We start from the raw sequence: 9232 nt of genomic DNA, 5'->3' as shown, positions 1-9232 counted from the left end.
CGCATTGTGGAGCATGCTGCTCGGCCCGGTGGGCGCCTTTCTGTCAACGCCGCTCACCGTTACGGCAATGGTGGTTATGGGTGAATTCAAACGTACCCGGTGGATCGCCATCATGCTATCCGACGATGGCCAGCCCGCTCAGCTGGCCTCCGAGGTGGAGGAAGACGCGCCGATCGGCGGCTAAAACCCAGGGTCGTCAACGCATTGACGAAGGCGATGGTCGGGAGCGGGGCGGCGATTGCGGGCCAATCCCGGCGGTTGGACTCAGGCGGACCGAATGTGGTCCTTGCCCCAACTCGGAGCGTTGAGCAAAGACCCGAATGCTTCTTCGACGCTGTTCTTCGTCCCTCTCCCCCAAAACCCCAGCGCCAACTCCCTGACAGGGCCCTGCCCTTCCGGTTTCGTGTCGCTTCAAGGTCCTTGCGGATGGGCGGCGGGGCCGCTTGGGGCAAGGCTGGTCGTTCAGTTCAGGGATGGATGGTATGGCGCCCTACCGTGCACAGCTGGCCGACCTCCCATCCGCGTGGGGCAGGTAAAATGCCCCGGACCTGCCGCCGGGGGAGCCGGCGACAGGGGCAGTATAGGCGCAATGCGCCGGGGGCGGAGAGAGACGCGCGCTTTTGCCGGGGGCGCTGCAGGTTGCGGCGCGACAGGTGGGGGAAAGGCGGATCAGGCGCTGGCGGTATCGGCCGTGTGCTGTGTAATCGCCTCCAGGGCGGCGTCGAGCACGTCGAGCCCGGCGCCGGGCCTGGGTGCGCACTCAGACAGGACGCGGCGCCAGGCGCGGGCGCCGGGCTGGCCATTGAACAGGCCCAGCATGTGGCGCGTCATGGCGTGCAGGCCCGTGCCGCGCGCGAGCTGGTCTGCCATATAGGGCCGGTAGGCGCGGATGGCGTCATGGGCCGAGACGATCTGTGCCCCTTTCCCGCCGAGGGCCGCGTCAACCTCCCCGAGCAGGGACGGATCCTGGTAGGCGGCGCGGCCGAGCATGACGCCATCGAACACTTTGAGGTGGTCGCGGCATTCCTCCATCGTGGTGATGCCGCCATTCAGCGTGATGGAGAGGTGCGGGCGCTCGGCCTTGAGCGCAGCGACGAGGGCGTAGTCGAGAGGCGGCACCTCGCGGTTTTCCTTCGGGCTGAGGCCCTTCAGCCAGGCCTTGCGCGCGTGGACGGTGAAATGGGTGCAGCCGGCGGCGGAGACTGTGTCAATGAAGGTGAACAGGGTTTCGCGGGCCGGCAGGTCGTCAATGGCGATGCGGCATTTCACGGTCACCGGCACGTCTACGGCGTCACGCATGGCGGCGACGCAATCGGCGACCAGGTACGGCTCGGCCATCAGGCATGCGCCGAACGCGCCAGACTGGACGCGCGATGACGGGCAGCCGCAGTTCAGATTGATTTCCTCATAGTTCCATTCCGCGCCGATCTTCGCGGCGCTGGCCAGCTTGGCCGGATCGGACCCGCCCAGCTGGAGCGCAACCGGCGACAGGCCGGGGGCCTGCCAGAGGAGGCGTTCCTGATTGCCGTGAATGATCGCGTCGGCGGTGACCATTTCGGTATAGAGTAGTGCGCTTTTCGTCAGGCAGCGATGGAAGGCGCGGCAATGCGCGTCGGTCCAGTCCATCATCGGCGCCGTGCTCACGCGGTATCCCAATGAACTGTTTTTATTCATGTTTTTGTCCAGTCGCGCATTGAGTCTACTACCTTTTCAGCCTCCGCTAGTTTAACTTTTGCCCTTCTACTCACCTATAGTGAGGCTCGACAATACGGAAAGACCTCATAGCGCGATCGGAAACAAACCCCAGCCGAACGGTTCGGCGAATGTGTTGCAGCGATCATTTGAATCCGCGGCGAAAAGCAGCCGAAAGAAATTTTCCCGACAGAGGCAATTCCTGGCCCATTGCGGTCGGGGAAACGGTCGGATCCATTGCTCATTCAGATCGGTCAGTGCCGCCCGGTTCTGGGGATAGGCCATGGTCTCGGTCTCAACCGCTCCATTTACGAGGCTGAGGCAGTTCGCGCATCGAATTCCTTGCCGCCGACAACCCAACGCAGGAACGGATCGAGGGCCAGGCGGTTGACGTCGTTTACATCCTCGTATCCTGCCATGCCGGCCGAACACAGATTCCGGGACAGCCCGTTGAACCGGTGGACTGTAATCTTGCTTCGGCGGGTGTCGCACAGCGCCGCAGACGCCAAATCGGACAGCCCGATTAGGTCATCCAGTTCGCGCATCACCTGCAAACCGACGTCGGAGCTGATTTGCGCACCTCGGAACTCAAGCTGCATGCGGCGGTCGAAATCGACGCGATCTACCCGATCCAAACTCGCACCCTCTGGGTTTTCGATAAAACGCGCCCCTCGATGCCGTCAACATCAAGATTTAATTAAAATTACGATGGCTACGACAGTGAAATCAGCGGACAACTTGGGAATGCAAGCTCAGGCGTCGCCCGGGCTTTGCTTCTGACGCTGCGCTCTAGCCCACGAGGCTGAAAGGCGAATCGTGATCAATCTGCAGACGTTCTTGCAGTGTCATGCGCACGAGCAGATGTGGGCCCTTGATGAATTCGGTGGGCGTTCGCCCGTTGAACTTTTTGAACTCGCGTATGAAGTGGGATTGATCAAAGTAAGCTGTCGTCGCGATGTCGCGCCAATCAGTCAGTTGTTGCCAAGTCAGGCGATTGGCCGAATGCAGCGCCCGGAACTTCCGGTGCAGGCGCTTGGGCGCGCTGCCGAAATAGGTTTTGCACAATCTCTCCACCTGGCGCGCCGACAAGTCTGTTGCCGACAGCAGGTCTTCCAACTCGTTCGGCTCAGGATCCGCTATCCAGCGCGTCGCCTGCATCAGGAACTCTTCGTGCACACGCACGGCCGCGTCGTCCAGTGCAGCGAATAGCTGATCGGCACTGTCAGCACGCGCACGCGCGTCGGTCGCATCCAGAACTTGCTTCACCAGCGGTAGCTTGTCCTCATCAATAAAGTCTTCGAACGGAAGAATCTGGTCGGCGCAGGCATCCGCAGGCACTTTCAACATGCGAGACCAACCGACCGGCGTAATCGCCGCGCCGAAAACGACCGTACCTGCATCAAACCGGATATTGCTCCAGCGAAAGGTCGGCCCGCAAAGAATCACCGAGCCCGCCGGGATTTTCATCTCTTTCCCGCCAAGGTCCGAATAGACATTGCCGCGAATGATGAAGCGCAGGTTGGCGATTTCGGCGCGCATGACATCTGCCAGTGCGCCCGGGATCGTCAGGTCATAATAGCTTCCGACCAATGACCGGACATCTTCCCGGGGGCGGAAGTACTCGAATTGCATGGTTGCTGCTGCCTCCATCTTTCAGGGATGATAGCCCACCCCATGGGAATGTCGAGTTTATACAATCCTCGCCGATCGGTCCCGGGCAAGCTGCGATTCAAAATCCGGGCAGCGCCACGCTTCACGGCTACGGGGGGACGCACGCATGACTGACCATCAGGGAACCGAAGGAACGCCGGCGCTCGCGGCCTCAAACCGGCAAAGAATGCCGGTGTTCGCGCTCGGAAAGGTCACGCTGTTGCTGCTCGCGCTGTTCGCCGGCGCATCTCTGACCGTTGCCACAGCCCAATCCACTGCCGAGACGCTCGGCGCCGACACCGCCGCGTGCAGGCAATCGAACGACAACGTGGCGTGCGAGCGGGCGTATGACTATCTGACCGCCGAGATGCAGGCGGTCGAGGAGGCGCTGGCCTCAAAGGACAGGAAGAAAAAGAAAGCCGCCAAGGGCAAGTCGCCCGAAACTTTCCATCCGGAGCTGCGCGCCCTCGCTGAAACAGGCTGTACGGCCGGCAATGCCTGGCTGTGTACCGAACTCGGCTGGGCCTACAGGAAGGCCACCCTCGGTCTTGCCGAAGATAAGCCCCTTGAAATCAAGTATTACACGCAGGCCTGCGAGCTCGGGAATGGCTATGGCTGCGCGGTCCTCGGCCTTGCACACGAGCTGGGCCAGACAATGCCCGTCGATCGCAAGGAAGCAGAGCGCCTTTACAAGAAGGGCTGCGAAATGGAGTCGAAGAGTGCCTGCATGTATCAGGCCGACCTTCTGCTCGTCGACCTCGTCAATGCCGCGCCAGCGCCCGCAGCCTCGATCACCGTTTTACAGGACAGGTGCCGCGATACCGCGCTCGACGGGCCGTCCTGCGCCGCGCTGGGAATCGCCTACTGGAAGGGCGATCTCGTGTCCAAGGACCAAGACCTGTCGCGGCAATACTGGAGCAAGGGCTGTGACCGGGCGGTCTATGCGCCGGCCTGCTATCTCAACAGCCTCCGGATCCTTCGCAGCGAAGACATGGCCGGCGTGAAGTCGGGCGGACTGTTCCCGGGCCTCAGAGCACTCGTGAAAGCCTGCGACTTCAATGTTCAGGCTGCGTGCGAGTTTGCCATCTTTGCCGGTCAGGAATTTGCCTGGGACAATGCCTGGGTCGTCCTCAAGGGCCGGTACAACCGGTGCCTCTACAAACCGACCCGTGAAGACTGCGAATTCGCCGGTGACACCTACAAGCTCGCCAAAGTCCTGGGGTCAGACGGTGAACTGCAAGACATTGAGTACGATCCCGGTCGTATCGCCCGCGCCTGGCTCACTGCGTGCCGCAACTTCAACACGCGGTGTGTGGAGGTCGCCGATGAGCACCTCAAAGGCCCGACACTCTCCTTTGCCATTGAGGCGCCAAACCTCGCCATCGGAATACTTGAGACGGCATGCGAACGCGGGGACGCCGCTTCCTGCGCCAGGAAGGAAGAAGTCATTGCTGAAACAGGCGGTGTGCAAGGCAGCTATATCGATCCGATGATCAGCGATGATGAGCGGTTCATGCTCGCCCGGTTCGATCTGCAAAGGGGTGACACCCAGCGCGGGCGGGAAACAATGCAGTGGCTTGCCACAATGGGTTATACAAGCGCCCAGATCGAACTGGCCAATGCCTACCGCGGAGGGCTCGCATCGAAGCCGCTGAACCCCGATGGAACAAGGCCAAACACGGTGCTTTTCGACGCGTCCGATATGACATGGGCCTTGTACGAAATCCTCGCCAAGAAGGGCATTCCCGAAGCCGCCATGCTGGTCGCCGTGCGCAAATATCAGGGCCACGACGACAATTTTGATGGGGTCCGCTACGAGGAGGCGATCTACCGCGCGCTCTATCTGGGTGCGGAGGGCGCTGCCGAACTCGACGCCGCAGAGAAGGTCGAGGACAAGGCGCGGACCGATGCGCGCATCGCGAACATTCAGGCGATGCACCGCCAGAACATCGAGTCGCGCGACAACATGGACCGCCAAACGGTGCAGAGCGCGTGGGACCAGTATTACAAGCGTCAGGAAGAGCGCAAGGAAGCCGCCGGCGGCGAAGTTTGCGGCACGGTCTACGGCGAGGGCAACTCGACCTATCGCACCTGCATGTCCCGCGACACAGCCATGAAATACTATCGCGGGAATTTCTGAAAACTCAGGGGCACAAGGAAGAATTGAGATGCACATGATCCGGATGCTTGTTGCGGCGACCATCGCCCTTGCAGTTCAATTGTTCGCGGCGGGTTTTGCCGAAACGCCGCTGGATCCGGGTGTGCCTTTGAAGGCTCCGAAGAATGCAACGCTGACGGCCATTGCACCCATGCCGAACACGTTGATCGGTTGGGAAAGCGAGAAGCGCTGGTCGCTTAAACATGGCGACGTCGCACCGTTCTACTATGCGCGCTACCGGGTAGATGCGGATACGAAGACGAAAAAGGGAAGCGCCAAGGCCGGTACGGATTTGTACGGCGTTTTTTACAATGCCCAGAACGGCGCCGCAAAGCATGATGGCGAATGGGTCGTGAAACCCGAATGGTCGGGCCTGTTTGCGCTGACCAGCGACAACATGCTGGTACGGGCTGCCGGGACTGACACCTGGTATGTACTGAATGCCAAGTCGGGCCGCACGACTAAGCTGGGCGACGGCCGGATCGGATCCACCGAAGTGATTGACCGGGAAGTCACGAGCGGCGCGAACCTCTATGGAGATGAACTGTATTATCTGATCACGAAAGACGACGGCAACACACAGACGATTCAACTGATGAACTGGACCAGTTTCGGTCAGAAGTTTGAACTCAGGCCGCCGGTGGACAATGTAGTGCCGGCAGAAGTTTTGATGGAGTCCCCCGTCAAGGTCACTCTGAGGTTGGACTATTTCATTCGCCGATATGCGCAGAATGGCAAAATGTACGACTTCGCCGTTTCGGATGACAAGATCGAGAACTGGGCGCAGAAAAAGCAGTCGACAGTGGAAGTGTCCTATCCCCAGAAGCAGGCGATGTACGTGGTGGATGCGGCGAAGCAATTGTACGTTCCAATCGAGCAAGACTACACGATTGGCGCTTTCTACAGTGCCAACAGAGACAATCCGGATTTCCTCGGATACCGCCCGGTCGGAAACGGGATCACCACAGGGCTGAAGGAAAACCCGCTGGAGGCGCGGCCCGACGGGGTCATGGCGGCCGTGTGGAATACGCGCAATGGCCTGAGGCTCGCGCCGCTTCAAGCCGAATGGCAGGGTTATTACCGCTCACATAATTTCTGGGGGCTGCCCGACTGGGAAAAGGGAAACATTCTGCATACGAATTACATGTATCCCTACAATGTGGTCGACTACAAGAAGTGGGCAGTCTTTACAGAACTCTATCCCATCGACATTCCGCAAGATGTTCGAATGGACCCAACCCAGGAATTGGCCTGGCATAATGGCGTATACGGAGTTTATTCCAATGGGAAAGTGGATGTCTTTATCGCTCGGATCGGCATCAACGACGGCAAGTTCTCCCTGCCGCATTCCGAGGCGTTTGAAAATCTCGACGCCGCGCGCGCTTTTGTGGCCCAGGCCCTGACACTTGAAGGCCGCAAAGCCTTTGCCGCATTCTACGAGAAGGGCGTCGCAGAGCGGCAGGCAAAGCTGGCGGCGGCAGAGTTGAAGAAGAAGGAGGATGAGCGCGCGGCCATACAGGCTCGGATAGACGCCGATTATGCAGCCCTGGAAGCCAAGGGCGAGAGAGTGAAATCGCTTTTGAGCGGAGGTAATTATTATGGCGCGCTGAACCTCGCGTCGAGCGGGGACACACGTTTCCTCCCGCAAGCCGTCGTCAAGATCATGCAAGCCGGATACGAGGACATGATCACGCTCGAGCTGGCCGAAGCGTGCATGCTCTGGGCGGATGACTGGCAAGCGTCGTATTGTGGCAATCGTCTATTGATGCTTCGACCTCCGACGAACCGGACCGTTCAATACGGCCCAGCCTACTCATCAACTTCGGGAGCGTCAGGAGGCGCGGCTGATACTAGCCAGTATGACATCATGGAATCGGCTCGGCAGAGTTCGCGAGACAGCTACAATAGCGGCGCATCGGGTAGTTATCTGTGTGGGTCTGCTTCCTTCTGCAATTAGCGTTGCGGGAAGCCGGAATCGTTGCGTGTGTTTGGCACAAAAACCGTGCAGGTAACACGTTTTGACCCCATTCGGCGCGATTGTCCCGCCCCGGCACAGAATTCCAAACAGGCTCCTAACGCAGGAACCGGCGAAGTCCGGCCTGATTACCCTGTTGCGGCCGTATGGCTGGACTGAGGTGACCCTGCCGGATGCCACTTCCTTCGATCGGAGCCAACCTGGCCCAAGCCGGACGGTCGCGACCGTGGCTTGGCGGATCCGTAGGTCGGATAGAGGCCGCAGGCCGAAATCCGACGCGCATGGGCGCGTGTTTCGGGATGGCGGATTTCGCTTCGCTCTATCCGCCCTACGGGTCGCGAAACGACTTCGCGGAACGGGTGCCGGGTGCACCGCAAACGGTGTGCGACCCGGGCGAGGGACGTTCAGCAGCCAGCAATGGGGGGCGGTCGCGGGACGGCCTATGCTTGCTCTTGGGGCGTCGGATTTCGGCCTGCGGCCTCCATCCGACCTACGAGTCGCGAAGCGACTCCGCCTGAATTTGTTCCTAGAGCATGATCCACCTGGCGCAGGTAAATCCGCGCTCCAGGGGACAGATCACCTTCTTTCAGGCGGAAGCTCGTGAAGTACTGGCCACAAGCAGACCATCAACATAGGCAATATAATCATCAGGAAATGTCCGACGTTTCTTAGTCCTGTCCCATTCGGCCGCGAACAGCGGCAACTTCAAGTGTAGGGCAAGCGTCCGGTCTAGAGGTTCGGCAACTCTTTCGTCGGAGAGATGGTCGCGTTGTAGGAAGTAGCTGCTGTAATGGGTCTGAACAACCAGCGTGAAGAACCAGATCAGGCGCTGCGAGACAGCCTCATCTTTTGGTATCTCGCCGCGAACCAGATTTGCATATTGGAGCGCCAGATGCGGGTCATTGACCATCACCTGGATGTTGGTGTGGAATTTGCCGAGCATACGCTCGGTCATGTCGGCGCGGGCGATCCGGTTCGTTTGTTGCTGCTGAACCCATATCGCAATTAGTGAACCTAGAATCGCTATAACGGCAATCGTCTGGCCGATATAGTAGATAGTCTCTAGGTTCATCCGCCGGCTCCTACACACTCAGTTCTCGAATAACACGTGCCAAGTCCAGTGTCTGCTTTCGGCGATCTTCTGCCGGTCAGACTGTTGCTCAGCAACGTCTCCTGACGGGATTTAGCGGACGCTGTCGGAAACGGTCCAGTTGTTTCCGATCAGCCGGGTTGGTTTAGTAAAACCAATCACGGCCAGTACCGATACTGACTGCACACGGAGCGCACACGAAGACATGTAACACATTGTTTTTTATGATATTTTGCGCGATCCATCATCGGCGCCGTGCTCACGCGGTATCCCAATGAACTGTTTTTCATCATGTTTTTGTCCAGTCACGCATCGAATCCACTCACTTGTGCAAGCCCGCGAGTTTAACTCATTGTGCTTTTGCTCATCCATAGTGAGGTTCTGAGTCACAAATCAAACTAAACTCAGGCTGAGCACCTTCGTTTTGGCAAGCCTCCTGACTTCTCGCTCGTGTGCGAGGCGCTCGCCCAGCTTAGATCTGGATCTCACTATCCTTGCGAGCGCCTGCAAATTCGTAGCCCAGGCCGGCGTGTCGCTTCCGTATTGATCGCGCCAGCACGCTAAACCGTGAGCTGCGCCCCGCGAGTTTGTCACGGTCTGGAAATCACAGTCTGTGATCTCAGCCGGCTCGTTCGCTATCGAAGTTCCGCACAGAGTGACTTGCATT

5 protein-coding genes and 2 pseudogenes are annotated in these 9232 nt (G+C 59.3%); 3 read left to right on the top strand and 4 right to left on the bottom strand.

Annotated elements, in window-relative coordinates:
* Positions 1–184 (top strand): annotated as a pseudogene (locus VR74_RS20870) (AI-2E family transporter); the annotation flags it as partial.
* Positions 185–669: 485 nt separating this feature from the next.
* On the opposite strand, the gene dusA reads toward VR74_RS20870, so the two are convergent.
* From dusA to VR74_RS20865, 3 genes and pseudogenes are all read right to left on the bottom strand, one after another.
* Positions 670–1674, bottom strand: a complete 1005-nt coding sequence (dusA, locus tag VR74_RS10370; RefSeq protein WP_045696510.1) for a tRNA dihydrouridine(20/20a) synthase DusA — start codon at positions 1672–1674, stop codon at positions 670–672.
* Positions 1675–1898: 224 nt separating this feature from the next.
* A pseudogene (locus tag VR74_RS10360) lies at positions 1899–2351 on the bottom strand (transposase); the annotation flags it as partial.
* Positions 2352–2481: 130 nt separating this feature from the next.
* A complete protein-coding gene (locus tag VR74_RS20865; RefSeq protein WP_299950134.1) occupies positions 2482–3231 on the bottom strand; it encodes an AraC family transcriptional regulator in 750 nt (249 codons plus the stop codon).
* A 238-nt stretch (positions 3232–3469) separates the two neighbouring features.
* On the opposite strand from VR74_RS20865, the gene VR74_RS20860 reads away from it, so the two are divergent.
* Positions 3470–5482 carry a tetratricopeptide repeat protein gene (locus VR74_RS20860; RefSeq protein ID WP_299950132.1) on the top strand — a complete coding sequence of 671 codons (2013 nt, stop codon included), beginning with the start codon at positions 3470–3472 and terminating at the stop codon, positions 5480–5482.
* A 34-nt stretch (positions 5483–5516) separates the two neighbouring features.
* Entirely contained in the window at positions 5517–7457 is a 1941-nt protein-coding gene (locus tag VR74_RS10345) for a hypothetical protein (protein WP_299950130.1), read from the top strand.
* A gap of 604 nt (positions 7458–8061) precedes the next feature.
* Here the strand turns inward: VR74_RS10345 and VR74_RS10340 are convergent.
* Complete coding sequence (locus tag VR74_RS10340) at positions 8062–8547, bottom strand: hypothetical protein (RefSeq protein ID WP_045696502.1); 486 nt, start codon at positions 8545–8547, stop codon at positions 8062–8064.
* Positions 8548–9232 lie beyond the last annotated feature (685 nt).

The sequence above is a fragment of the Hyphomonas sp. BRH_c22 genome, from assembly GCF_000961795.1.
GTDB lineage: Bacteria > Pseudomonadota > Alphaproteobacteria > Caulobacterales > Hyphomonadaceae > Hyphomonas.
The sequence above is the reverse complement of the archived record's forward strand: the minus strand, read 5'-3'. Positions and strand labels throughout refer to the sequence as shown.

Excerpts from the sequence above, each read along its gene's own strand:
- dusA (WP_045696510.1), bottom strand. The coding sequence starts at position 1,674 with ATGAATAAAAACAGTTCATTGGGATACCGCGTGAGCACGGCGCCGATG.
- VR74_RS20865 (WP_299950134.1), bottom strand. The coding sequence starts at position 3,231 with ATGCGCGCCGAAATCGCCAACCTGCGCTTCATCATTCGCGGCAATGTC.
- VR74_RS20860 (WP_299950132.1), top strand. The coding sequence starts at position 3,470 with ATGACTGACCATCAGGGAACCGAAGGAACGCCGGCGCTCGCGGCCTCA.
- VR74_RS10345 (WP_299950130.1), top strand. The coding sequence starts at position 5,517 with ATGATCCGGATGCTTGTTGCGGCGACCATCGCCCTTGCAGTTCAATTG.
- VR74_RS10340 (WP_045696502.1), bottom strand. The coding sequence starts at position 8,547 with ATGAACCTAGAGACTATCTACTATATCGGCCAGACGATTGCCGTTATA.